This window comes from Streptomyces klenkii, from assembly GCF_003626645.1.
Taxonomy (GTDB): domain Bacteria; phylum Actinomycetota; class Actinomycetes; order Streptomycetales; family Streptomycetaceae; genus Streptomyces; species Streptomyces klenkii.
This window is the reverse complement of the sequence record NZ_RBAM01000003.1, coordinates 481,925-505,036: the sequence shown is the minus strand read 5'-3', so window position 1 is coordinate 505,036 and position 23,112 is coordinate 481,925. Positions and strand designations below refer to the sequence as shown.

Annotated in this window: 20 protein-coding genes and 1 pseudogene; 11 read left to right on the top strand and 10 right to left on the bottom strand. The window is 74.7% G+C overall.

Going from position 1 to position 23,112, the window contains the following annotated elements:
- Positions 1-34: 34 nt before the first annotated feature.
- Positions 35-1,798: pseudogene (locus D7231_RS08990) on the top strand (ATP-binding cassette domain-containing protein); the annotation flags it as partial.
- 315 nt (positions 1,799-2,113) lie between these two features.
- Here the strand turns inward: D7231_RS08990 and D7231_RS37415 are convergent.
- Positions 2,114-2,800, bottom strand: coding sequence for a response regulator transcription factor (locus tag D7231_RS37415; RefSeq protein ID WP_422396685.1), 687 nt, complete (start codon positions 2,798-2,800; stop codon positions 2,114-2,116).
- 198 nt (positions 2,801-2,998) lie between these two features.
- Entirely contained in the window at positions 2,999-3,637 is a 639-nt protein-coding gene (locus D7231_RS08980; protein WP_120754408.1) for a TetR family transcriptional regulator, read from the bottom strand.
- Between the two features lie 220 nt (positions 3,638-3,857).
- Between D7231_RS08980 and D7231_RS08975 the strand changes: the two genes are divergently transcribed.
- From D7231_RS08975 to D7231_RS08950, 6 genes are all read left to right on the top strand, one after another.
- The gene (locus D7231_RS08975; RefSeq protein ID WP_391473268.1) at positions 3,858-5,237 is read left to right on the top strand and encodes a glycosyltransferase family 4 protein; all 1,380 of its coding nucleotides are present in this window, start codon (positions 3,858-3,860) and stop codon (positions 5,235-5,237) included.
- A 442-nt stretch (positions 5,238-5,679) separates the two neighbouring features.
- On the top strand, positions 5,680-6,423 hold the full coding sequence (locus tag D7231_RS08970) for a class I SAM-dependent methyltransferase (protein WP_120754407.1): 744 nt from the start codon (positions 5,680-5,682) through the stop codon (positions 6,421-6,423).
- Positions 6,420-7,502 (top strand): prenyltransferase/squalene oxidase repeat-containing protein, encoded by a 1,083-nt coding sequence (locus D7231_RS08965; protein ID WP_120754406.1) that lies wholly within the window; start codon positions 6,420-6,422, stop codon positions 7,500-7,502. The genes D7231_RS08970 and D7231_RS08965 overlap by 4 nt, the downstream gene beginning before the upstream one ends.
- A 205-nt stretch (positions 7,503-7,707) precedes the next feature.
- Positions 7,708-8,280 (top strand): hypothetical protein, encoded by a 573-nt coding sequence (locus D7231_RS08960; RefSeq protein WP_120754405.1) that lies wholly within the window; start codon positions 7,708-7,710, stop codon positions 8,278-8,280.
- A gap of 96 nt (positions 8,281-8,376) precedes the next feature.
- Positions 8,377-9,189, top strand: coding sequence for a maleylpyruvate isomerase family mycothiol-dependent enzyme (locus D7231_RS08955; protein WP_120754404.1), 813 nt, complete (start codon positions 8,377-8,379; stop codon positions 9,187-9,189).
- A 32-nt stretch (positions 9,190-9,221) separates the two neighbouring features.
- A complete protein-coding gene (locus D7231_RS08950; protein WP_120754403.1) occupies positions 9,222-10,637 on the top strand; it encodes a M1 family metallopeptidase in 1,416 nt (471 codons plus the stop codon).
- 52 nt (positions 10,638-10,689) lie between these two features.
- Here the strand turns inward: D7231_RS08950 and D7231_RS08945 are convergent, their stop codons facing one another.
- The 4 genes from D7231_RS08945 to D7231_RS08930 all read right to left on the bottom strand — a co-directional run bounded on the left by D7231_RS08945 (position 10,690) and on the right by D7231_RS08930 (position 14,626).
- Positions 10,690-11,697, bottom strand: a complete 1,008-nt coding sequence (locus D7231_RS08945; RefSeq protein WP_120754402.1) for an LLM class F420-dependent oxidoreductase — start codon at positions 11,695-11,697, stop codon at positions 10,690-10,692.
- A gap of 171 nt (positions 11,698-11,868) precedes the next feature.
- Positions 11,869-12,720, bottom strand: a complete 852-nt coding sequence (locus D7231_RS08940; protein ID WP_120754401.1) for a DUF5336 domain-containing protein — start codon at positions 12,718-12,720, stop codon at positions 11,869-11,871.
- A 206-nt stretch (positions 12,721-12,926) separates the two neighbouring features.
- On the bottom strand, positions 12,927-13,949 hold the full coding sequence (locus tag D7231_RS08935; RefSeq protein ID WP_120754400.1) for an N-acetylmuramoyl-L-alanine amidase: 1,023 nt from the start codon (positions 13,947-13,949) through the stop codon (positions 12,927-12,929).
- A 38-nt stretch (positions 13,950-13,987) separates the two neighbouring features.
- Positions 13,988-14,626 (bottom strand): class I SAM-dependent methyltransferase, encoded by a 639-nt coding sequence (locus D7231_RS08930; RefSeq protein ID WP_120754399.1) that lies wholly within the window; start codon positions 14,624-14,626, stop codon positions 13,988-13,990.
- A 163-nt stretch (positions 14,627-14,789) separates the two neighbouring features.
- Here D7231_RS08930 and D7231_RS08925 point away from each other — a divergent pair, with 163 nt between their 5' ends.
- Both D7231_RS08925 and D7231_RS37410 read left to right on the top strand, forming a co-directional pair.
- Positions 14,790-15,338 carry a superoxide dismutase family protein gene (locus D7231_RS08925; RefSeq protein WP_120754398.1) on the top strand — a complete coding sequence of 183 codons (549 nt, stop codon included), beginning with the start codon at positions 14,790-14,792 and terminating at the stop codon, positions 15,336-15,338.
- Positions 15,339-15,475: 137 nt separating this feature from the next.
- Positions 15,476-15,916 (top strand): hypothetical protein, encoded by a 441-nt coding sequence (locus tag D7231_RS37410; RefSeq protein WP_228775094.1) that lies wholly within the window; start codon positions 15,476-15,478, stop codon positions 15,914-15,916.
- A 152-nt stretch (positions 15,917-16,068) separates the two neighbouring features.
- Here the strand turns inward: D7231_RS37410 and D7231_RS08915 are convergent, their stop codons facing one another.
- The 4 genes from D7231_RS08915 to D7231_RS08900 are packed head-to-tail and all read right to left on the bottom strand — an operon-like array spanning position 16,069 to position 19,926.
- Positions 16,069-17,238, bottom strand: coding sequence for a bifunctional RNase H/acid phosphatase (locus D7231_RS08915; protein ID WP_120754397.1), 1,170 nt, complete (start codon positions 17,236-17,238; stop codon positions 16,069-16,071).
- 5 nt (positions 17,239-17,243) lie between these two features.
- The gene (locus D7231_RS38305) at positions 17,244-17,987 is read right to left on the bottom strand and encodes a zinc ribbon domain-containing protein (protein WP_120754396.1); all 744 of its coding nucleotides are present in this window, start codon (positions 17,985-17,987) and stop codon (positions 17,244-17,246) included.
- Positions 17,988-18,002: 15 nt separating this feature from the next.
- A complete protein-coding gene (locus tag D7231_RS08905) occupies positions 18,003-18,842 on the bottom strand; it encodes a Nif3-like dinuclear metal center hexameric protein (RefSeq protein ID WP_120754395.1) in 840 nt (279 codons plus the stop codon).
- Between the two features lie 55 nt (positions 18,843-18,897).
- Positions 18,898-19,926 carry an ABC transporter substrate-binding protein gene (locus tag D7231_RS08900; protein WP_120754394.1) on the bottom strand — a complete coding sequence of 343 codons (1,029 nt, stop codon included), beginning with the start codon at positions 19,924-19,926 and terminating at the stop codon, positions 18,898-18,900.
- Positions 19,927-20,173: 247 nt separating this feature from the next.
- Between D7231_RS08900 and D7231_RS38300 the strand changes: the two genes are divergently transcribed.
- Together D7231_RS38300 and D7231_RS36970 are read left to right on the top strand one after the other, a co-directional pair.
- A complete protein-coding gene (locus D7231_RS38300; RefSeq protein ID WP_338419828.1) occupies positions 20,174-22,621 on the top strand; it encodes a hypothetical protein in 2,448 nt (815 codons plus the stop codon).
- Between the two features lie 252 nt (positions 22,622-22,873).
- On the top strand, positions 22,874-23,032 hold the full coding sequence (locus D7231_RS36970; protein WP_194961762.1) for a hypothetical protein: 159 nt from the start codon (positions 22,874-22,876) through the stop codon (positions 23,030-23,032).
- The last annotated feature ends 80 nt before the right edge of the window (positions 23,033-23,112 follow it).

Sequence of the window (23,112 nt, the reverse complement as noted above, 5' to 3'; positions counted from 1 at the left end):
CCGGCCCTGGGCCGGGGCTGTGTGGCACCGCCGGATGTGTGGTTGGTGGTTGCGCGCCGTTGCGGCGGGGGGATTTGCCTGTCGGCAAGGAGCGTGGAGGGGCTGCGCCCCTCCGTTCCGCCGCGGCGGCGCGCAGCCACCGCGGGGGTTTCCGGCGGTGCCGAACGGGCCTCGGCCATCGGCCGGGAGCGGCCCTGCCTGGCGGCAAGGAGCGGGGAGAGGCCGCGCCTCTCTATTCCGCCGCCGCGGCGCGCAACCACCGCGGTGGATCCCGGCGGTGCCGGTCTCGCTTCGGCCATCGGCCGGGAGGGTCGGCCGCTCCGTTCCGCCGTCGCGGCGGCATCCGGCCGTGCCGGCAACGCAGGAGGCCGCCGTGGTAGCCGTTGAAGTCGGGCTGGGGCGGCGGGGGGTGCGGTATCTCGTCGGGCGGTGGCGGGTCGTCGCGTGGCTGCTCGCGTGGTCCGTGGTGGAGGCGGGGCACACGTTTGCCATGGGGTACGCGTTGGCCGAGGCGCTGGACGCCGGGTTCCTCGCGGGAGCGCCCCGCACCGGGCTCGCCTGGCTCGGCGCGGCCGCGGCCGCCGTGGTCGTCGGCGCGTACGGCACGGGCAAGACGTACGGCGGCGTCGCCGGCCTCGTGGAGCCGTTCCGCGACCGCCTGGTCACCACGGTCGTGGACCGCGCCCTGCGGCGCGGCGACCCCGCGGCCGTCTCCCGGCTCACGCACCAGACGGAGATCGCCCGGGACGCCTTCGCCGGCCTCGTCATGGTCGCGCGGTCGTTCGTCTTCACCGCGGCCGGCGCCCTGACGGGCCTCTTCCTGCTGGCGCCCCCGCTGCTGGCGGTCGTCGCGCCGCCCCTCGTCCTGGGCCTCGCCCTGTTCCTGGCGACGCTGCGCCCGCTCGCCCGCCGCCAAGAGGCGTACCTGGCGGCGGACGAGGCCCTCGCCGCCGAGCTCGGCGAGGTCTTCGCGGGCCTGCGCGACGTCACGGCGGCCGGCGCCGAGCCCCGCGTCCGCGCGGAGGCGGGCGCGCTCACCGACGCCGCGCTGGAGGCGTCCCGCGCGCTGGCTCGCTGGTCCGTCGCCCGCGTCGTGGCCCTGGCCGTGGCCGGGCAGCTGCCCCTCGTCCTCCTGCTGGCCGCGGCGCCCTGGCTGCTGGACCACGGCGTCACGGCGGGCGCCCTCGTCGGCGCGCTGGCCTACCTGACGCAGTCGCTGATGCCCGCGCTGCAAAACCTCGTGCACGGCCTCGGCACGAGCGGCTCGCGCCTCGCCGTGGTGGCGCGCAGGCTCACGGCGCCGGGCGGTCCCGCGGCACAGCAACCGCCCGCACCGCCCGCACCGCCCGCCCCGGCAGGGGCCCCCGCCCCCGCCCTCCGCCTCCACCACGTCACCTTCGCCTACGGACCCCACGCCGACCCCGTCGTCCGCGACCTGGACCTGACCCTGCCCCCCGGCGCGCACCTGGCCGTCGTCGGCCCCAGCGGCGTAGGGAAGTCGACGCTGGCCGGGCTGGTCGCGGGCCTGCTGCGGCCCGGCCGCGGGGAGGTCGTCGTGGGCGGGGAGCGGGCGGACACGGAGGCGGCGGCCGCCGGGCGGGTGCTGATCCCGCAGGAGGCGTACGTGTTCTCGGGAACGCTCGCCGCCAACCTCGGCTACCTGCGCGCCGCCCCCGTCCCGGAGGAGGAGCTGCACGCCGCCGCGGAGGCGCTCGGCATGACGGAACTCGTCCGCCGCCTGGGCGGCTTCGCGGCGCCCCTCGCCCCCGCGGAGCTGTCCGCGGGCGAGCGGCAGCAGATCGCGCTCGCCCGCGCCTACCTGTCGCCCGCCCCCCTCGCCGTCCTGGACGAGGCGACCTGCCACCTCGACCCCGCCGCGGAGGCCCGCGCCGAACGGGCCTTCGCCCGCCGCCCGGGCGGCACCCTCGTCGTCATCGCGCACCGCGCCGCCTCGGCCCGCCGCGCGGGCCGCGTCCTGGTGATGGACGGGGCGGACACGGCCTGCGGCGACCACCACGAACTGCTCGCGCGCTCCCCGCTCTACCGGGACCTCATGGGCGGGGGCGAGGGTGAGATCGGCGGCGAGGGCGGGGCCGGCGGCGAGCCGCCCGGCTCACACCCACCCCGCCCCCCGCGAGATGCGGATCGCATCGACCCGGTTCCGCGCCCCGGTCTTGCGGGTGATGGCGGCCATGTAATTGCGCACGGTCCCGTTCGACAGGTGCAGGCTGCGGGCGATCTCCCCGACGGACGCCCCTTCCGCCGCGAGTGACAGCACGCTCAGCTCTCGTCTCGTCAAGGGGATCTCCGCGGCCTCCAGGAAGCCGAAGCCGAGCGCCTCGTCGATGAACCGCTCGCCCTTCGCCACATGCCGTATCCCCTCGACGAGCCGGTCCGGTGAAGCGTTTTTGCTCAGGTATCCCAGGGCCTTCTCCTCGTACGCCCGGCGCAGGGGCCCCGGCCGTCCCGCGCTGGCCAGGGCGAGCAAGGCCGCCCCGCCCGCCCCCTCGCCCCGTACGTCACCGGAGCCGTGCCCGGGACCGTCACCGGCGCCGGCACCGAGCCCGGAACCGTCACCATGCCCGTACCCGTGCCCGGAGAGCTCCCGCAGCCCCCGTGGACCGCCGGCCTCCGGGCTGTCCATGTCCACCACGCACACGTGCGGCCGTAGCGAGCGCGACAGGTCCGCCGCGCGCTGCCACGAGGCCGACGAGACCTCCAGATCCGGCTCCCTGCCGATCAGGAACGCCAGCGCTGTGCGCAGCAGATAGGTGTCATGTACCAGAAGTACCCGGATCACGGTCCCCGCCTTCCGCTTACCGCTCCCCGGCGCAGCGAGCGCTGCGCCGGTCACGACGCTCATTCATACCGGCGTGTGCCACCGCAACGGGCGCGTATACGGGACATGGAGGGGGCGCAAGGGCGCATGAATCACGCCACGTGCGCCCCAAGTTCACTCGAACGCGCCTCCCATGAATCGGGTGCCGGGGGTAGCGCGTCAGGCTTGTTGTGGGGTAGTGAGCCGGATGAGCCGGCAGACGGTCTCGATGTCGATCCGCACCTGCGCGATGGACGCGCGCCCCGAGAGCCAGGTGATGAGCGCCGAGTGCCAGGTGTGCTCGATGACGCGGATGGCGGAGAGCTGCTCGGGGGTGGGCGGCCCGGCCGGCCCCATCGCGTCCAGGATGATCGCCGTGGTGAGCCGGGAGACGGTGTCGACCTCGGCGCTCACCGAGCGGTCGGCGAAGGTGAGGGCGCGCACCATCGCGTCGGCCAGGTGCGGTTCGCGCTGCATCGCGCGGAACGCCCGCATCAGGGTCTGGGCCACGCGCGCGGCCGGGTCGGTGTCCGTCGGCGGGCGCTTGCGCAGCGTGCCGTGCAGGCGCTGCAACTGGTCCTGCATGGTGGCGACGAGCAGGTGGACCTTGGAGGGGAAGTAGCGGTAGAGCGTGCCGAGCGCGACGCCGGCCGCCTCGGCGACCTCCCGCATCTGCACCGCGTCGAAGCCGCCGCGGCTCGCGAGCTCCGCGGTGGCCTGGAGGATCCGGCGGCGGCGGGCCGCCTGACGCTCGGTCAGGGGGAGGCTGGGCCCGGCGGGCACGGCCCGCGCGGTCGGCGACTTGGGTTCCGTCGTCATGTGTCCCATTCCGTGACAATCCATCCAGGGTGTCTGTCGGCCCGGACGGCACAGCATGGCAGGGGCCGGGCCGTGGCGCGAATCACCCGTTCCGGTCCTGGCGACCGCCCTTACGGCCGGTAGATTCGAGGCTTCTGGACGACCCAGTCTGAAACTTGTTCTAGATTAGCGCGACCGGTTACGCTCCGGCCGGAACAGCAGCCAGAAGGAGGCCGGGGGAGTGACCGCTGAGGCCACTGAGGCAGCTCTCGCAGAGCACGGAGAGCACGGGCGGGACGCACGCCGGGACGCCCTTCGCGAGGCGGGCGACCACGACCGCCCTCTGCGCATCGCGATGCTCACCTACAAGGGCAATCCGTTCTGCGGCGGCCAGGGCGTGTACGTCCGTCACCTCTCCCGCGAGCTCGCCCGCCTCGGGCACAGCGTCGAGGTCATCGGCTCCCAGCCGTACCCCGTCCTCGACGAGGGCGTGACCCTCACCGAGCTCCCGAGCCTCGACCTCTACCGCCAGCCGGACCCCTTCCGCACGCCCGGCCGCGACGAGTACCGCGACTGGATCGATGCGCTGGAGGTCTCCACCATGTGGACGGGCGGCTTCCCCGAGCCGCTCACCTTCAGCCTGCGCGCCCGCCGCCACCTCGCCGCGCAGCGCGGGCGGTTCGACGTCGTCCACGACAACCAGACGCTCGGCTACGGGCTGCTGGGCGGCCCCGCCGCGATCGGCGCTCCGCTGGTCACCACGATCCACCACCCCATCACCGTCGACCGGCAGCTCGACCTCGCCGCGGCCGCCGACTGGAAGCGGCGGGCGTCCGTACGGCGCTGGTACGGGTTCACGCGCATGCAGAAACGTGTCGCCCGGCGGCTGCCGTCCGTGCTGACCGTCTCCGGCTCCTCCCGCCAGGAGATCGTCGACCACCTCGGCGTACGGGCCGAGCGGGTGCACGTCGTGCCGATCGGGGCCGACACCGACCTCTTCTCGCCGGACCCGTCCGTGCCCGAGGTGCCGGGGCGGATCGTCACCACGTCCAGCGCGGACGTGCCCCTCAAGGGCCTGGTGCACCTGATCGAGGCCCTGGCGGTCGTGCGCCGCCGGCACCCGGACGCCCACCTCGTCGTCGTCGGCAAGCGCGCCGAGGACGGGCCCGTGGCCACGGCCATCCGGCGCTGCGGCCTCGGCGGCGCCGTCGAGTTCGTCAAGGGCATCAGCGACGCCGAACTCGTCGGCCTCGTACGGTCGGCGCAGGTCGCGTGCGTGCCGTCGCTGTACGAGGGCTTCTCGCTGCCGGCCGCGGAGGCCATGGCCACGGGGACGCCGCTCGCCGCGACGACCGGGGGCGCCATCCCCGAGGTCGCCGGCCCCGACGGCGAGACCTGCCTCGCCGTCCCGCCCGGCGACCCCGGAGCCCTCGCCTCCGCCCTGGGGCGGCTCCTGGACGACCCCGACCTCCGCCGCCGCCTGGGCGCCGCGGGCCGCGAACGCGTCCTCACCCGCTTCACCTGGCACGAGGCCGCCGTCGGCACGGCCCGCCACTACCGCGAGTCCATAGCCCGCGCGGGCGCGGAAGCGCCCGCGCGGCGCGCGGGACGGCACGCGTAGTGCGGCCCGGCACGGCACCAGGCCGCGGGCAGGCGCGGCCTGCCGCGGCGGCGCCCGGCCACGACCTCGCGCCCCCGCGGTGCCGCACGAGCGCCGTCCGGCACCGCCGGACTCCGTCCTGCGGCTTGCCCGCCGTTGCGCCGGAAGGCGGCAGCCGCGGACCCGGCGGGCCGTGCTGCCGGCCTGAACTTCCCGCCGCGGCGGTGCTCAGCCCCCGCGGCGCACTCCGGCACCGCCGGGCCACGCCGCGGGGCTTGCTCGCCGTTGCGGCGGAGGGAAGGTGCCGCGGTCACCGCAAGTCCGCAGGCCCGGCGCGGCGCCGGCATCCACGACCCGCCGCCGCGGCGCGCAACCACCACGGCGCAGCCCGGCGGTGCCCGGCCCGCAGTCATCCGTACGCCCCCGCAATCCACCCCGTCCCGCCGGCCGAAGGCAAATACCCGTGCTGACCGTCGATTTCTCCCGCTTCCCGCTCGCCGCAGGCGACCGCGTCCTCGATCTGGGGTGCGGCGCGGGACGGCACGCATTCGAGTGCTACCGGCGCGGGGCGCGCGTCGTCGCGCTGGACCGCAACGGCGAGGAGATACGCGAGGTCGCCAAGTGGTTCGCCGCCATGAAGGAGGCGGGTGAGGCCCCCGAAGGGGCCACCGCCACCGCCATGGAGGGCGACGCCCTGGCGCTGCCCTTCCCCGACGACAGCTTCGACGTCGTCATCATCTCCGAGGTCATGGAGCACATCCCCGACGACAAGGGCGTGCTCGCCGAGATGGTCCGCGTGCTCAAGCCCGGCGGCCGCATCGCCGTCACCGTGCCCCGCTACGGCCCCGAGAAGATCTGCTGGGCCCTCTCCGACGCCTACCACGAGGTCGAGGGCGGCCACATCCGCATCTACCGCGGCGACGAGCTCCTCGACAGGATGCGCGAGGCCGGCCTCCGCCCGTACGGCACGCACCACGCCCACGGCCTGCACAGCCCCTACTGGTGGCTCAAGTGCGCCTTCGGCGTCAACAACGACAAGGCGCTGCCCGTCCGCGCCTACCACAAGCTCCTGGTCTGGGACATCATGAAGAAGCCCCTGGCCACCCGCCTCGCCGAGCAGGCACTCAACCCGATCATCGGCAAGAGCTTCGTCGCCTACGCGACCAAGCCGCACCTGCCTTCCGCCTGCGACGGAGACACCGCGTGACCACCTTCAGCCGCGGCTCCGGCCGCACCGAACGCCTCGTCCTGCCCGGCGTCCTGACGGCGGAACAGGTCACCGGCACCGTCGCCGGCATCGCCGCCGCCCAGCGCGCGGACGGCGCCATCCCCTGGTTCCGCGGCCACCACCTCGACCCCTGGGACCACGTCGAAGCCGCCATGGCCCTCGACGCCGCCGGCGAGCACGGCCGCGCCGAGGCCGCCTACCGCTGGCTCGCCCGCCACCAGAACCCCGACGGCTCCTGGTACGCCGCCTACGCCGACGGCGCCGCAGACGAGCCCACCGACCGCGGCCGCGAGAGCAACTTCGTCGCCTACGTCGCCGTCGGCGTCTGGCACCACTACCTCGCCACCGGCGACGACGCCTTCCTCGACAGCATGTGGCCGACCGTCTACGCCGCCGTCGAGTTCGTCCTGCGGCTCCAGCAGCCCGGCGGCCAGATCGGCTGGAAGCGCGAGGAGGACGGCACCCCCGTCACCGACGCGCTCCTGACCGGCTCCTCCTCCGTCCACCAGGCCCTGCGCTGCGCCCTGGCCATCGCCGAGCACCGCGAGGAGCCCCAGCCCGACTGGGAGCTGGCCACGGGGCTGCTCGCGCACGCGATACGCCGGCACCCCGAGCGGTTCCTCGACAAGAGCCGCTACTCGATGGACTGGTACTACCCCGTCCTCGGCGGCGCCGTCACCGGCGTGGCCGCCAAGGAGCGCATAGAAGAGGGCTGGGAGCGCTTCGTCGTCCCCGGCCTGGGCGTGCGCTGCGTGCTGCCCAACCCCTGGGTGACCGGCGGCGAGAGCTGCGAGCTCGCCCTCGCCCTGTGGGTCATGGGCGAGTCCGACCGCGCTGTGCAGATCCTCCAGTGGATCCAGCACCTGCGCGCCGAGGACGGCATGTACTGGACGGGCTACGTGTACGACGACGACGCCGTCTGGCCCGAGGAGCGCACCACGTGGACGGCGGGCTCGCTGCTCCTCGCCGCGGCCGCGCTCGGCGGCGACGAGGCGACGACCGCGGTGTTCGGCGGGGAACGGCTCCCGGCCGGCCTGGAGCAGGACTGCTGCGCGTAGCGCCTCCGGCGAGGGACGCGTGCCGGGGTCAGGTGGCTGTGGATTCCGCCGGACCCTCGCCGCGGGGGCCGATCGCCGTCGCGGCGGGCTTTTTTGTGCCGGGCCCGCATGCCGGACCTGCCGCGCTGTCGCTATGCGGCCGGGAAGGCCCCCGAACGGGTCCCTCCCTGTGGCGGGCCGCACGGCTCCCCGGCACTCTGGCGGCATGGGACCCGCCACCCGTCCAGGAGGTCGCCCCGCGACCCGCCGTGCCGCCGCCGTCGCCCTGCCCCTCGTCTGCGCTCTGCTGCTGACCGGTACGGGCTGCGGCGGCGACAAGAAGGGCTCCGCGGAAGGCGGCGGCGCGAGCCCCACCAGCTCCGTCGAGCGGCAGAAGTTCGCCAAGACCCGCTTCGTCGCCAACGCCGGCCTCGCCGCGGGCGCCTCGTACCAGTGGATCATCAAGCCGTACCGGGCCGGCGCCTTCAAGAAGGGGGCCGACGGGCGGACCGTCGCCCTGGTCAAGGCGGGGCTCGCGGGCACCTTCGCCTACAACCGGTTCAAGGCGGCGCTGAACAACGCCAAGGGCGACCCCACGCTCTCGAAGGCGGTGGCCCCGCTGAGCGCGGGCGTCGAGTCGCTCAAGGGGCTGACGAGCAAGTTCCGCAAGGGCGAGGCCACGGACGGGGACGCGGGCGCGTTCGACGGGGTCATCAACAGCGTCAAGAACGCGGGCAAGGACGCCGGGGCGCCGGTCACCGACAAGGTCCCCTCGTACTCGGAGATTCAAAAGGGCTGAATCGCAACCCGGAAACGTGGGCCGGAATATGAACTTCCGCTCCTGTCCGGGCCGTTGTCCCGGGCCGTTGTCAGTGAGCGGTTCTACAGTGAAGCCATGACGACGATGCTGAGTCACGAGCGCTACTGTTCCGAGATCCTCGCCCAGACCGGTCTGCTGTGCGCGGCCCTGGGTGAGGGCACCGACGTGTCGGTCACCGTGCCCACCTGCCCGGAGTGGACGCTCGGGCATCTCCTGATGCACGTGGGGCAGGCCCAGCGGATGGCCACCGGGCTCGTGCGCGAGAAGGTCACCGAGTTCGTGCCCCCGTCCACCATGGCGCAGCCGGTCCCCACGCCCGGCCCGGGCGACCCCGCCGCGGACGACCTGGCGGGCCTGACCGCCTGGCTCACCGAGGGCGCCGAGGCGCTGGCGGCGGTCCTGCGCGAGGCGGGGCCCGACAGCCCTGTGTGGACGTTCTCCGAGCAGCCGCGGTCCGCGTTCTGGGCCCGCCGCATGGCGCACGAGACCCTCATGCACCGCGCCGACGCCCTGGGCGCCCTCGGCCTGCCCTTCACGGCGGACCCCGAAATAGCGGCCGACTGCGTCGACGAGTGGCTGGGGATCCTCTCCCTGCCCGCGGCCGTCGCCTTCAAGCCGCGCCTGAAGGAGCTGCCGGGCCCCGGCCGCACCCTCCACCTGCACGCGACCGACACCCCGGCGGAGCTCGACGCGGAGTGGTTCATCGACCTCACCGGCGAGGGCGTCGCCTGGCGCCGGGCCCACGAGAAGGCCGCCGTGGCCGTCCGCGGGCCGATGACCGACGTGCTGAGCGTCCTCTACCGGCGCCTGCCCGCCGACACCGACCGGGTCGAGGTCATCGGCGACCGCGAGCTGCTCGACTTCTGGCTGGAGCGAGTCGCCTTCTAAGCCGCCCCGCGGTCGGATGAGAGCATCATCGTATGACCGTTGTGCCCAGATCCTCCGTGACCAGCAGGCTCGCCCGGGCCGCCGTGCTGCCCGCCGCCCTCGTGCTCGTGGCGGCCTGCGGCTCCGGTGACGCGGCGACGCCCAAGGCCGGCGCTCCCGGCGCGGGGGACCCGCTCTTCCCCCGCCTGGGCAACGGCGGCTACGACGTCCGGCACTACGGCCTCACCCTCGACTACACCCCGGAGGGCAACCACCTCAAGGGCACGGCCGTCATCACCGCCCGCGCGACGCAGGACCTCGGCTCCTTCAACCTCGACCTCAAGGGGCTGAAGGTCCGCAGCGCCCGCGTCGACGGCCACCCGGCCCGTACGGCCAGGAAGGGCACCGAGCTGACGGTCACGCCCCGCAAGATGCTGGACAAGGGCCACGACTTCGAGACGGTCGTCGTCTACGACGGCACGCCCAAGGACATCACCGACGAGGACGGCAGCGCCCTGGAGGGCTGGATCGAGACCGACGACGGCGCGGTCGGCCTCGGCCAGCCCACCGGCTCGATGGCCTGGTTCCCCGGCAACCACCACCCCTCCGACAAGGCCGCCTACGACATCGAGGTGACCGTCCCCAAGGGCTACACCGCCGTCGCCAACGGCGAGCTCCAGCACCAGGAGACCAAGGGGAACCGGGCAGTGTTCGCCTGGCACAGCGCCGAGCCCATGGCGAGCTACCTGGCCAGCGTGGCCGTCTCCCCGTTCAAGGTCACCACCGCCCGCGCCGGCGACCTGCCCCTCTACATCGCCACCCACCCCAAGGAGGCCGCGGCCGGGCCCCGCCTGGAGAAGCTCCTGCCCGAGGCCATCGCCTGGGCGAGCGACCTCTTCGGCCCGTACCCGTTCTCCTCCGCCGGCGCGGTCGTCGACCACAACCAGTACGTCGACTACGCCCTGGAGACCCAGACCAAGCCCTACTTCGACTCCGCCCCGGACGACGTGACCGTCGTGCACGAAGTCGTCCACCAGTGGTTCGGCAACTCCGTGACCCCGCGCACCTGGCGCGACATGTGGCTCAACGAAAGCTTCGCCGCGTACGCGGAGTGGATGTGGGAGGAGAAGCACGGCGGCCGCTCCGTCCAGCGCGTCTTCGACGACTACTACTCCGGCAAGGACCCGCTGAGCGACGGCATCTGGGCCTTCCCGCCCGCCGACCCCGCCCCGGCCACGGTCTCCGACCCGCCCGTCTACGGCCGCGGCGCGATGGTGCTGCACAAGCTGCGGCAGGTCGTCGGCGACGAGGCGTTCTTCGCCACGACCCGGGCCTGGGTGAGCGAGCACCAGTACGGCAACGCCGACACCGCCGAGTTCGAGCGGTTCTGGCAGCAGCGCACCGGGAAGAACCTCGGCGGCGTGTTCGGCCCCTGGCTCCACGGGCAGGGGCGGCCGGACCGGCCGTGACGGCTGTACCGCCCGCCGCGGCCGCCGGCCCGTGGCCGCGCCGGGCCCGCGGTCACACCAGGTCCGCCAGCACCCGCAGCGTCTTCGGGTCCGGTGCCGTCACCAGCAGGTCCGTCACCGGCCCCGCCCGCCACAGCTCCAGCCGCTCCGCGATCCGCCCGCGCGGCCCCACGAGCGAGATCTCGTCGGCGAAGGCGTCCGGCACCGCCGCGACGGCCTCCTCGCGCCGCCCCTCCACGAACAACTCCCGCACTCGCCCCGCCTCCTCCTCGTACCCCATGCGCGCCATGAGGTCGGCGTGGAAGTTGCGGCGCGCGTGCCCCATGCCGCCGATGTAGAAGCCGAGCATCGCCTTCACCGGAAGCAGCCCCTCCGCGATGTCGGCGCACACGTGGGCCCGGACCAGCGGCGCCACCAGGAAGCCCGGCGGCGCGGCGGCGAGGGCCGCCGCGTGCAGGTCCGTGCGCAGCGGCGACCAGTACAGGGGCAGCCAGCCGTCGGCGATGCGCGCGGTCTGGGCGACGTTGCGGGGGCCCTCGGCGCCGAGCAGGACGGGCAGGTCCGGGCGCAGGGGATGGGTGATGGGGCGCAGCGGCCTGCCGAGGCCGGTCGCGCCGGGGCCGCGGTAGGGGAGGGCGTGGTGGCGGCCCTCCAGCGTCACCGGGGCCCGGCGGCGCAGCACCTGGCGGACCACGTCCACGTACTCGCGCGTCGCGGTCAGCGGGCGGTCCGGGAAGGGGCGTCCGTACCAGCCCTCGACGACCTGAGGGCCCGACAGCCCCAGGCCGAGCAGCAGCCGGCCGCCGGAGAGGTGGTCGAGGGTGAGGGCGTGCATCGCGGTGGCCGTGGGGCTGCGGGCCGCCATCTGGGCGACGGCGGTGCCGAGCCGGATGCGGGTGGTGTGCGCGGCGATCCAGGTGAGGGGGGTGAAGGCGTCGGAGCCCCAGGCCTCGGCGGTCCACACCGAGTGGTAGCCGAGCCGCTCGGCCTCCCGGGCCAGGTCGAGGTGGCCGGCGCCGGGGCCGCGTCCCCAGTAGCCGAGCGCGAGTCCGAGCCGCACGGCACCCTCCCGGCGGGTTGGTGGCTGACGGTGCGTCAGATCCACTGAATGTAGGCCCGCACCGCCCCCGGGGCAAGGGGCCTGAGCGGCCTTCGGACGAGAAGCCCCCCCCACAACGCGGCGGCCCGCCGGGGAAGTCCCCGGCGGGCCGCCGTCCGTGCACCGTGCGCGTCAGCCGCGCTGGATGCCCGTCGTGTCCTGGAGCAGGCCGCGGCGGCCGTCCTGCGTCTGCGCGACCAGGGCCTGGCCGCGCTGCTCCACCGCGAGGTACCACGTGCCGGGCGCGAGCTCGGCGATCTGCGCCGGCGAACCGTCCTCGCCGTACAGCGGGCGCGGCACCGGCACCGCGAACCAGAACGGGGCGAAGTCCCCGGCCGGGGACGCGGGCTGGCCGGCGGCGGGAGCGGCCGCGGCACCGCCGAGGCTCGCGTCCGGCTGACCCGGCTGGCCCGGCTGCGCGCCGAAGGGCTGCTGCGCCTGGGCACCGTACGGACCTGCGGCACCGGGCTGGGCGCCGCCCGGGCCCGGGTAGCCGTAGCCCGGGTTGGGGCCCGCGCCGTACGGGGACGGGGCCTGCGGGCCGGCGGCGCTCACCAGCGGGGCCTTCAGGGCCGGGGTGCGCGGGGTGAGCACGGCCACGGCGGCCAGCACCAGGTTGGCGATGAGGCCCAGGATCTGGCCGACGCCCGGGGACACGCCCTGGGCACCGCCGACGATCGTCCACAGCGAGGACCACGCGGCGAACACGGCGAACGCGGTGCCCCACTGGTCGAGCCCGAGGCCCACGAGCTTGCGGCCCTCGGGCTGGAAGCGCGCGGCGACGACGAGACCGGCGGCGATGAGACCGGCGAGGAAGATCGACGGCAGGACGGGGAAGAGTCCGGCCTTCCAGCCGTTCGGCTCCGTGGGGCAGATCGTCGACGCGCAGTCGTACGAGTAGAAGCTGAGGAACGAGGCGATGAACAGCAACACCGCTGCTCCGATCACCACGCCGTCGCCTCGAGTGAGGGAGCGGATGTTCACTCTCTAGTCCTTTGTCAGTGTGATCATTAACGTCGCTGTCGCCGGCACGCGAGGATGCGGGGCGCGGGGGTGGCCCCCCATCGTACGGGTGAACCTATCGCCTGCACGGTCGGGGCGTCTTCTTCGTATCTGCCTCGTGACAAGCCTGTGGTCTGCGCCGACGGCCGTAACAACGACCCCGGCGGCCGCTTGCAGCCGACCCGTCCCTACCCGTCCAGGAAGTCCGTGATGCCGTCGGCGATCCCCTGCGCCGCCTTCTGCCGCCAGGCTCCGTCCGTCAGCAGGGCCGCGTCCTGCGGGTCCCGCATGTTGCCGCACTCGATGAACACCTTCGGCACGGTCGAGAGGTTGAGGCCGCCGAGGTCGCCGCGGGTGTCCAGGCCCGTACCGCCGCCGATGTAGTTGGACGCGGCGCTGCGGGTGACGCGCACGAAGTGGCCCGCGATCCGCACGCCGAGCTCCTTCGACGGGCCGACGATCGGCGAGGTGTCCGCGCGGCCGCCCTTGACGGCGGCCGGCAGGATCACGTGGAAGCCGCGGTTGCCGACGGCCGAGCCGTCGGCGTGCACCGAGACGGCGGCGTCGGCGTGCGCCCGGTTCCCGATCGCCGCCCGCTCGTCCACGCACGGGCCGTACGGGCGCTCACCGTCGTGCGTGAACACCACCTTGGCGCCCTGCGACCGCAGGATCGTGCGCAGCCGGTGCGCGACGTCGAGGCTGAACGAGGCCTCCGCGTAGCCGTCGTCCGTGGACGTCCCCGTCGTGTCGCACTCCTTGCGGCCCGTGCCGATGTCGACGGAGCGGTCGATCTCGGCGGTGTGCTCGCTGTTGCGGATGTTGTGCCCGGGGTCGACCACGACCACCTTGCCCTTGAGGGGCCCGTCGGGCAGCGGCCCGTCGTCCGCGGCGGCGGGCGAGGGGTCCGGCGCGCCCGGCGACCCGCTCGCCGAAGGCGCCTTGCCCTCCGGCGAGGACAGCTGGGACGGGGCCTGCGACGCGGGGGAGCGGCCGGGCGCCGCCGAGGAAGCCGATGACGCCGACGACGCGGCGGCCACCGGAGCCTTCTTCCCGCCGTCCGCCTCCGCGTCCCACAGCAGCCAGCCCGCGACCCCGGCCGGGATCAGGGCCGCCACCGTGACGACGACGGGCGTGCGGAAGCGCGCCGGCCGGCGGGCCGGGCGGCCGGCGCGCGGAGAGCGGGGGAAGCGGGGAAAGCTGCCTTTGGACACCCGGCGATGCTACGCCGCCGCCCCGCCCCCGAGGGGGCCTACGCCGCAACCGGTCCGCGCCGCAGCACCCGCAGCGACCGCGTCACCGACACTTCGGTGAACTCCCCGGACGCAAGCGCCCTGCGGTACACGCGGTACGGAGCCTGCCCGCCGTCCGCCGGGTCCGGGAACACGTCGTGGATGACCAGCAGCCCGCCCGGCGCGAGGTGCGGGACCCAGCCCTCGTAGTCGGCCGTCGCGTGCTCGTCGGTGTGCCCGCCGTCGATGAACACCAGCCCCAGCGGCCGCCCCCAGAGCGAGGCCGCCAGCGGCGACCGCCCCACCAGCGCCAGCACGTGCTCCTCCAGCCCCGCCCGGTGCAGCGTGCGCCGGAAGGCCGGCAGCGTGTCCATCCGCCCCACGGCCTCGTCGACGAGCGACGCGTCGTGGTACTCCCAGCCCGGCTGCTGCTCCTCGCTGCCCCGGTGGTGGTCCACCGTGACGGCCGTGACCCCCGCCTCCCGGGCGGCGGCGGCCAGCAGGATCGTCGACCGGCCGCAGTACGTGCCGACTTCGAGCAGCGGCAGCCCCAGCGCCGCGGCCTCCTCGGCGGCGGCGTGCAGGGCGAGCCCCTCGTCGAGCGGCATGAACCCCTTGGCCGCCTCGAAGGCGGCGACTATCTCGGGCTTGGGCGGCATGTGCGGTTCCTCCTGGGGTACCGGTACGCGGTGGTCGGCCCATTGTCCTTACGCGCCGCCGCGCGCGGTGCGTGAGGGGCCGATACCGTGGGAAGCACGAGCGGGGGACGCAGGAAGCCGCTGCCACAGCGCCGACTGCCAAAGCTGCCGAAAGGGGCGGAAGATGTCCTTCGCCGTATCGCTGCTCGCTGCTTCGATGGCCGTGCTGTCTCCCATGGGCGGCGCCCACGGGGGAGCCGACGTCAGCGCCGTCTTCGCCGCCCCCTCGGGCGACGTGCTGCGCGCCGTGACGTTCGACGAGGCCGCGGTCCCGGCGGGCGCCCGCGTCACCGTCACCGAGCGCACCAGCCAGGACGGCACCCGCATCCACCTGCGGCTGCGCGGCATCCAGCCGGGCCGGACGTTCGGCGCCCACGTCCATATGAACCCGTGCGGCACCCGCCCCGAAGACGCGGGCGCGCACTACCAGCACGTCAAGGACCCGGAGCAGCCCTCCACGGACCCCGAGTACGCCAATCCCCGCAACGAGGTCTGGCTGGACTTCACCACCGACCGGCAGGGCGACGGCCAGTCGTCCGCCTCGGTCGGCTGGCGCTTCCGCTCCGGCGAGGCCCGCTCCGTCGTCATCCACGAGCACGCCACCGAGACGGCCCCGGGCCGGGCGGGCATGGCGGGCGCGCGGCTGGCGTGCGTGAACGTGCCCTTCAAGTGACCGTGCGAGTGAGGGTGTCCTTCGCGTGAGAACGTCCCTTCGCATGGGTTCGAACGAAAGGGCGGGGCACTCGCAAGGGTGATCGTGTGCGCTGCCGGCGGCGGGCGCGGCTTCACGCGTCGTAGCCTGCTGCCGCCATGAACGATTTCGTTGACGAAGCACGCTCGCGCGTCGCACACCTGCTCCGGATGGCCAACACCACGGACGACCGGGTCAGGGCACGGATCATCGAGTACGCGGACACCACCCCGGAGCCGCCTGTCATGAGCCGGGCCGGGATCGTCACGACCGGATGCGCGCAGTGCCTGCGGACTGCGTGGCGCCAGCAGGACGCGGAGGGGCCCGTGTGGGTCTGCGCGTCGTGCGGCCATGTCGAAGGAGTGACCGTGAACTGCCCTCATTGCAAGGTGGCCATGACTCCGCCGCCGGCGGGTGCGCCGGACCGGTGGCAGTGCCCGCGCTGCCCGCGGGTCGCCGCGACGGGTGAGAGTCCGCAGGACATTGAGGAACGGGAGCGGCAACGGGTCGCGGCGGTCGCCGCGTTGGAAGAAGCGATGGCCTTGCGGGCGGCGGAGTGAGCGGGGAGCTGATGCGCGGTCGTTCGGCTGCGGGCCGTCTGTGGCTGGTCGCGCAGTTCCCCGCGCCCCTTAAAGGGGCGCGGGGCCGCGGCGGGGATTTTCCTCCGCCGCCGCGGCGAGGAACCACTGCGAGCCTGACCGGCGGTGCCGACTTACCGCAGGTGCGACGTGTCGTTCAGCAGGCGCAGTGACGCGTTGCCGTCCGCGTAGTAGGCGACGGCCGAGACCGAGGCCGCTGAGAGCTCCATGCGGAACAGGGACTCCGGCGGGGCGCCCAGGGCGAGTCGTACCAGGGTCTTGACCGGCGTCACGTGCGTGACCAGCAGGACCGTACGGCCCGCATAGCGGGCCAGGAGCTTGTCGCGCGTGAGCGCCGTCCGCCGGGCGACCGCGGCGAAGCTCTCGCCGCCGCCGGTCGGGGCGGCCTTGGAGGAGGCGAGCCAGGCGTCGAGGTCGTCGGGCCAGCGCTCGCGGACCTCCGCGAACGTCAGGCCCTCCCAGGCGCCGAAGTCGGCCTCGCGCAGGCCGTCTTCGACGCGGACCTCCAGGCCCAGGCGCGCGGCCACGGCCCCGGCCGTCTCCCGGCAGCGCCGCATCGGCGAGGAGACGACGGCCTGGATGGTGCCGCGGGCGGCGAGCGCGGCGCCCGCCCGCTCGGCCTGCTGAAGGCCGACGGGCGAGAGCTCCGGATCGCTGCCACCGCTGCCGGAGAATCGCTTCTGCGGAGTGAGGGCCGTCTCACCGTGCCGCATCAGGACGAACGTGGTCGGCGTCCCGAGGTCGGCGGGGGCGGCCCAGCCGACGGGCGCGGCCTTGGGCTCCTCCAGCGGCTCGGCCACGGGCTCCGCCGACCGCGAGGGCGTCCGCGCGGCGAGCGCGGCCGCGGACGCGCCCGGCTCCCACTGCCGGCCCGCCTTGCCCGCGTCCATCGCCTCGTTCGCGAGCCGGTCGGCGTGCTTGTTCTCCTCGCGCGGGATCCACGCGTACGCGACCTGCCCCGGGGCGAAGACGGCCCGCGCCCGGGCGGCCAGCGGCCGCATGTCCGGGTGCTTGATCTTCCAGCGGCCCGACATCTGCTCCACGACGAGCTTGGAGTCCATCCGGACCTGGACCTCGGCCGACGGGTCGAGGGCCTTGGCGGCCTCCAGGCCGGCGATGAGGCCCCGGTACTCGGCCACGTTGTTCGTGGCCGTGCCGATGTACTCGGCGGCCTCGGCGAGCGCCTCGCCGGTCACCGCGTCCAGGACGACGGCGCCGTAGCCGGCGGGGCCCGGGTTGCCCCGGGAACCGCCGTCCGCCTCGACGATGAAGCGAGGAGCCATCGGTCCTACAGACCCGACTCGGTGGTGCGGACCAGGATGCGGCTGCAGTTCTCGCAGCGGACGACCTGGTCCGGCGCGGCGGCGCGGACCTCGTTGAGCTCGGTGATGTCGAGCTCCAGGCGGCAGCCCTCGCAGCGGCGCTGGTTCAGGCGCGCCGCGCCGATGCCGCCCTGCTTCTCCCGCAGCCGGTCGTAGAGCTTCAGCAGGTCGGCCGGGACGGAGGCGGCGACGATCTCGCGCTCCTTGGTGACCGAGGCGTCCTCGGCGTCGATCTCGGCGACGGCGGCGTCGCGGCGCGCGACGGCGTCGTCGACCTTGGCCTGGACGGAGCTGACGCGGCCGGTCAGCTCGGTGACGCGCTCCTGCGCGGACTCGCGGCGCTCCATGACCTCCAGGACGACGTCCTCCAGGTCGCCCTGGCGCTTGGCCAGCGAGGCGATCTCGCGCTGGAGGTTCTCCAGGTCCTTCGCGGACATGCCGACGCCGGTGTCCAGGCGCTGCTGGTCACGGGCGGCGCGCTGGCGGACCTGGTCGACGTCCTGCTCGGCCTTGGTCTGCTCGCGGGCGGTGTCGCTCTCCTCGGTCTGCGCGGCGACGAGGAGGTCGCGGTGCTGGGTGAGGTCGGCCTCGAGGGAGGCGATCTCGGCGTGCTCGGGCAGGCTCCGGCGCTTGTGGGCGAGCTGACCGAGGCGGGTGTCCAGCGCCTGGAGGTCGAGGAGGCGGATCTGGTCTGCGGGCGCGGCGTTCAGTTGGGGGCTCCTGTGTTAGTGATCGTGCGTGGCGGACGCCGCGTGGGCGGTCCAGGGGTCGGTGACGTGCTTCGAGACGTGCGTGCGCAGGCCCCAGCCGTGCCGGTCGGAGATCTCGTCCAGCTGGGCGGCGGCCTGCTCCGCCCAGGGCCATTCGGTGGCCCAGTGGGCCGCGTCGACGAGCGCCAGCGGGCTCTGCTGCTGGGCCTCGGACGCGGGGTGGTGGCGCAGGTCGGCGGTGACGTAGGCGTCGACGCCGGCGGCCCGCACCTCGTCGAAGAGGGAGTCGCCGGAACCGCCGCACACGGCGACGGTGCGGATGGTGCGCTCGGGGTCGCCGGCGACCCGGATGCCCTGCGCCGTGGCGGGCAGCCGCTTCGCGGCGCGCTCGGCGAACGCGGCCAGGGTCATGGGCGGGTCGAGCTCGCAGACTCGGCCGAGGCCGCGGCGGCCCGCCGGGTCGGCCGGGTCGGGCACGAGGGGGCCGGTGACGCGCAGGTCGAGCGCGCCGGCGAGGGCGTCGGAGACGCCGGGGTCGGCGCGGTCGGCGTTGGTGTGCGCGACGTGCAGGGCGATGTCGTGCTTGATCAGGGTGTGCACGGCGCGGCCCTTGAAGGTCGAGGCCGCGACGGTCGTGGTCCCGCGCAGGTAGAGCGGGTGGTGGGTGACCAGCAGGTCGGCGCCGAGCGCCACGGCCTCGTCGACGACCTCCTGGACGGGGTCGACCGCGAACAGCACCCGGCCGACCGGGGCCGCGGGGTCGCCGCAGACCGTGCCGACGGCGTCCCACTGCTCGGCCTGCTCCGGTGGCCAGAGGGCGTCGAGGGCGGCGATGACTTCAGACAGTGCGGGCACGGAGGAAAGGCTACCTGTCCGCCGTGCCCGCGCGGGCTCCGCCCGATCCCGGGGGCTACTTCCCGAGGAAGCCGCGCAGGTCGTCGAGGACCTTGTTCGCGGCGGTGACGCCCAGGCCCAGGTACCAGGTCTCGTCCTCGACGTCCTTGGCGTGGCCCTCCTTGACCGCCCGCAGGTTCTTCCACAGCGGGTTGTCCTGGACGGTGTCGCGCTTGGTCTTGTCCGGGGCGCCGTAGACGCCGGTGAAGATCCAGTCGGCGTCGGCCTGGTCGATCTGCTCGGGGCTGACCTCCACGGCGAGCTTGTCGGCCTGCTGGTTCTTCGGGCGGGGCAGGCCCACGTCCTTGAGGATCGTGCCGATGAACGACTGGCCGGCGTACAGGCGCGTGAACTGCGGCAGGTAGCGGACCATCGAGACGGTGGGCTTCTTCTCGCCGAGGTCCGCGCCGAGCTTCTTCGCCTTCGCCTCGTACGCGTCGAGGTTCTTCTTCGCCTCGGCGGTCTTGTCCAGCGCGGCCGCGTTGAGGAGGTAGTTCTCCTTCCACGTGAAGCCGGGGCGGACGGAGAAGACGGTCGGGGCGATCTTGGCGAGGTCCTTGTAGTTCTTCTCCGCGCGCAGCTTGCTGCCGAGGATCAGGTCCGGGTGGAGCTCGTTGATGGCTTCGAGGTTGAGGTTGTTGATCGTGCCGACGTTCTTCGGCTCGCCGGCGTCCTTCTTCAGGTAGCCGGGGAGCTCCTGGCTGCCCTCGCTGGGGGCCCAGCCGACCGGCTGGATGCCGAGCGAGACCACGTTGTCGAGCTCGCCGACGTCGAGGACGACGACGCGCTTCGGGCGCTCCTTGAGCTCGGTCGTGCCGAGGGCGTGCTTGATCGTCCGCGGGAACTGCCCGGGCGCGGCGTCCGTGCCCATCTTCGCCGTCTGCTCGCCGGCCTTGCCGAAGTCCTTGCCGCTCTCCGAGACGGCCTTCGAGCCGCTGCCGTTGTCCTTGCCGTCCCCGCCGTCCGAGGAGCCGCAGGCCGCGAGGGACAGTGCGGCGGCTGCGGACAGGGCGACTGCGGCGGTGCCGCGGCGGCGAAGGGACATCACGTGACTCCAGGGGGTCCGGCCGGCCGACCAGGCCGGCGGTGGTCAAGGGGGCCCGTTCAGCCACCCCCCGCGACTACTTAGGCTCGCCTTACCTTACGTGACGCCCCGGAAGGGGCGAAGCACACCCTCCTCGTACCCCTCAGGCGAATCGGACAACAGCCACCCTTACGCGTGAAGCGGGCCGACTCTCATTGTTCGGCAGGAAGTGCGATAACTACGTTCTGTGCCGGAGGTGACGTTTCTCATGACGGTCTGTGCCCCCCAGAGCACCCCGCAGAGCACCCCGCGGAGTGGCTCGAAGGACCTGCGGCGCCCGGCGTTCACGGTCACGGCGAACGGCTCGTACGCCGCCCGGCTGGCCCTCGACGGCGCCACGGGCGGCTGGTTCCCCGAGCGCTGGACCCTCGACGGCCCCGAGCCGTACGCCGTGCCGCTGCCCGGCAGCCAGCCCGAGGAGCCCGACAGCGAGGTGCAGCCGCTCGCCGACGGGCGGGTCCTCATCCGCCGCCGGGTCGCCGAGCGGCACACGCTCTCGCTGCTCTACCCCACCGGCCCCGGCACCGGGGAGCTGCCGGTCGGCGCCGTCGAATGCGACCGGCTGTCCCTGCTGCCGCCCGCGCCGGGCGGCTCCTCCGTCTACGGGCTCGTCCACGCCGAGCGCGCGACCGCGCTGTGGCGGCTGCACGGCGGCGCCTTCGGCCCCGAGCGGGTCGTCGACGTGCCCGGCTGCTGCACGGGCGGCGCCTGGCTCGACCGTACGGGCCGGCTGCTCGCCCTCGACCGCGAGCTGGACGGCCGCACCAAGACCGTCGTGGTGGACCTGGAGCGCGGCGGCGAGACCAGCCCGCTCCTCCAGATCACCGAGGACAGCAACGACCGGCTGCTCCTCGCCGACCCGTACAGCGGCCTCCTCCTCGTACGGTCGGACGCCCCCGGGCAGGACCGGCTCGGCTGGGGCGTGCTCGGCTCCGCCCGGCCCGTCCGCTTCCCCGAGTGCCTGCGCCCCGCGGGCGCCGTGCTCACCCCCTTCGCCGCCCAGCCCGGGCAGGAGCTCACCCCCGAAGGGTGCGCGGTCGCCTTCCGGGTCGAGGGCGCGACCGGCAGCTGGGTGGGCGTCTGGCGCCCCGCGGGCAAACAGCTCCAGCAGTTCCCGGCGCCCGCCGGCTGGCTCGTCGGCGCGGGCCTGTGGACCAGCGGCGGCGAACTGCGGCTGCCGTTCGTGACCCCCTACGTGCGCTGCGGCCTGGCCCGCCTGCGGCTGCCGGAGGCGGAGCGGGGGGAGACACGGGATACCGGCGGGCGTGGCGGGGCCCCGGCCGGGGCGGGGCCCGCAGCGACGGGCGGCGCGGCGGGTGCGGCGGCGCCGGGGGTGCCGCGTCCGGAGCCGGCGGCGGCGCCCGGGGCGCCTTCCGCGCCGGCGACGCTGCTGCAAGGAGTGCCGCGGCCGACGCCGGATCAGGCGCCCTCCGACGGGCGGCCCGCGCAGCAGCCGCTGCTGCAAGGACCTCCGCGAGCGGCGGAGCCGGCGCCTTCCGGCGAGGTGCAGCGGCCGTTGTTGCAGGGGGTGCCGCGGGTGGGGGAGCAGGCGTCCTCGGACGGCCCGCAGCAACCGCTGTTGCAGGGAGTGCGGCGGCCGGAGCCGGCGCCTTCCGGCGGGGTGCAGCAGCCGCTGCTCCAGGGCGTTGCGCATACGGCGCCCCAGGTGTCCCGGCCCGCGCCGGAGGCGCAGCCGCTCCTGCACGAGGTGCCCCGGCCCGGCCTCGGCCAGGAACAGCCGCTGATGCCGCCCCGCACGGAGCCCCGGGTGCCGCGGCCGACGCCGGATCAGGCGCCCCCCGCCGCACCGCAGCAGACGTCGCAGGCTCAGCCGCCGCTGCTGCACAAGGCCCCGCAGCCGGGTCCCTCCGGGGCGGGTCAGGCGCCTCCCGGGGCGCCGCAAGCGCCGCTGCTGCGTGAGGCCCCGCAGCCTGTGCCGCCCCCGTTGCCCCGGCGTGAGGCGGCGAGCACCGCCGCGTCGTCGCAGCCGCCGTTGCTGCATGAGGCCCCGCGGCCTGTGCCGCCCCCGTTGTCCCGGCCCGAGGCGAGCGCCGGCCCGCTGCCGCAGCCGCCGTTGCCGGGTGAGGCCCCCCGGTCCGTGTCAGCGCAGCTGCCCCGCCCGGAGCAGGCGTCTTCCGGGGTGCCTCAGGCGCCGTTGCTGCGTGAAGCTCCGCAGCCCCTGCCGCCGCAGACGCCCCGGCCCGAGCCGGTCGCCGCCGCGCCGCCGCAACCCGCGCCTCCGCAGCCGATGCCGCTGCTCCGGGAAGTGCCCCGGCCGGTGACCTCCGCGCCGTGCCCCGCGCCGTGTCCTGAGCCGCAGCTTCCGCCGATGCGGGACGTGTCCCGGGTGGATATGCCGCCGCCCCCCGCCGCGCCGCACGACACCCCGCCGCAGGGCGTCCCGTTGCTGGAGCGGCCGCATGAGGGGCTGTCACCCGGCGCGCCCCAGGGGCCCGTGTCCATGCCCCCGCTCGATGTCCTGGCGCCCGTCGAGCGCGCCGAGTCGCCGGCCTCGGTCTGGACCGCCGTCGACCCCACGTGCCCCTCGGGCCTCTCCGGTCTCCCCGGAGCGGCCATGCCGGGCGCGTGGTCGGCGGCCGCGTCCAGGCCGGTGCCCTTGCAGCAGGCCCCGCTGGGACGGGAGCCACGGACCTGAGCGGCGCGCCGCGAGGCGCCCCGTAAGCACTCCGAGAGGGAGCCGACTCGCCGCCCGGCCGGGTGGCCCCGGCGATCAAGGTCCCGTTAGAATCCGGGCGGGGGTTGCGTGGCTGTACCGGGCGGAACACCGTCGTGAGCCGAACGGCCGTGCGCGGAGGGCGTGTCGGCGTCCGTCGACACCGTGCGCCACTGCCGTGGCAGCCCCCACGCGCACAGCACGCATCCCCATCCGACGGAGTGACTTTTCCCCATGCCCGACGCCCGAACCGACACGACCGAGGCGCGCCCCTTCGAGGCGTCCGCCCAGGCCGCAGCCACCGGCTCCGGCAGGCACCGCGGCCCGGCTTCCCCCGACGACGACAGCGCACCCGCCCACGGCAAGCACCGCCGTACGCCGGAAGGCCACTGACCTCAGCCGTCCTCGGCTCCGGTCAGTCCTCGGGCGCCGGGTGGTCCCGCTCAGCGGAGACCCCCGGCGCCCGAGGCGTT

What these genes read in the sequence shown, in the direction of transcription:
- D7231_RS08980 (WP_120754408.1), bottom strand. Translation starts at nt 3,637, where the DNA reads ATGACGACGGAACCCAAGTCGCCGACCGCGCGGGCCGTGCCCGCCGGG.
- D7231_RS08960 (WP_120754405.1), top strand. Translation starts at nt 7,708, where the DNA reads ATGGGACCCGCCACCCGTCCAGGAGGTCGCCCCGCGACCCGCCGTGCC.
- D7231_RS08955 (WP_120754404.1), top strand. Translation starts at nt 8,377, where the DNA reads ATGACGACGATGCTGAGTCACGAGCGCTACTGTTCCGAGATCCTCGCC.
- D7231_RS08950 (WP_120754403.1), top strand. Translation starts at nt 9,222, where the DNA reads ATGACCGTTGTGCCCAGATCCTCCGTGACCAGCAGGCTCGCCCGGGCC.
- D7231_RS08930 (WP_120754399.1), bottom strand. Translation starts at nt 14,626, where the DNA reads ATGCCGCCCAAGCCCGAGATAGTCGCCGCCTTCGAGGCGGCCAAGGGG.
- D7231_RS08925 (WP_120754398.1), top strand. Translation starts at nt 14,790, where the DNA reads ATGTCCTTCGCCGTATCGCTGCTCGCTGCTTCGATGGCCGTGCTGTCT.
- D7231_RS37410 (WP_228775094.1), top strand. Translation starts at nt 15,476, where the DNA reads ATGAACGATTTCGTTGACGAAGCACGCTCGCGCGTCGCACACCTGCTC.
- D7231_RS08915 (WP_120754397.1), bottom strand. Translation starts at nt 17,238, where the DNA reads ATGGCTCCTCGCTTCATCGTCGAGGCGGACGGCGGTTCCCGGGGCAAC.
- D7231_RS08900 (WP_120754394.1), bottom strand. Translation starts at nt 19,926, where the DNA reads ATGTCCCTTCGCCGCCGCGGCACCGCCGCAGTCGCCCTGTCCGCAGCC.
- D7231_RS38300 (WP_338419828.1), top strand. Translation starts at nt 20,174, where the DNA reads ATGACGGTCTGTGCCCCCCAGAGCACCCCGCAGAGCACCCCGCGGAGT.
- D7231_RS36970 (WP_194961762.1), top strand. Translation starts at nt 22,874, where the DNA reads ATGCCCGACGCCCGAACCGACACGACCGAGGCGCGCCCCTTCGAGGCG.